Genomic DNA, 563 nt, shown 5'->3' on the forward strand with positions numbered 1-563 from the left:
GAACAAAAGGGGAGCTGAACTCAAAACCTCATGCCATGTGCGATGATCAGGGGCGACCAGTCCGACTTTATCTGACTGCAGGACAGGTCAGTGACTTCAAAGGCGCAGATGTGCTTCTGGCTGATCTGCCCGCTGAGACAAAAGAGGTTATCGGGGACAGAGGTTATGACAGCAATATAATCAGACATTCTCTCACAGAGCGTACTATCACAGCCTGTATTCCGCCGAAAAAGAACCGGAAATCAAAGCCACCTTACGACTGGCATCTGTATAAAAAGCGCCATCTGATCGAAAATATGTTCGCAAAGCTTAAAGAATGGCGACACGATACGACCGCTGTGCTTATACCTTCATGTCTGCAATCCACATCGCAGCAAGCTTCATCTTCTATCTCAAAGAATGAGTCCTGAGCCTACGGCGTGTCGTCAGTTAAGCCCTGAGTTTGGTAGGTAAGGGTTTTACTTTCCGGCGTTCTGTGCTGACTGTTTTCCCAGTTTTGGGGGAGAGAAACAGATGCGGCGCTACGGTTTACGCGATGATCAATGGGACCGGATAAAAGACCT

Annotated in this window: 1 protein-coding gene; it reads left to right on the forward strand. The window is 48.5% G+C overall.

Translation table 11 applies throughout. The features are described from left to right. Positions 1 to 410, forward strand: a 410-nt coding sequence (locus GOB58_RS12895; protein ID WP_198911797.1) for a transposase, incomplete at its 5' end; no start/stop codon positions are given. Positions 411 to 563: the final 153 nt, after the last annotated feature.

The sequence above is a fragment of the Acetobacter thailandicus genome (assembly GCF_011516655.1).
GTDB classification, from domain to species: domain Bacteria; phylum Pseudomonadota; class Alphaproteobacteria; order Acetobacterales; family Acetobacteraceae; genus Acetobacter; species Acetobacter thailandicus.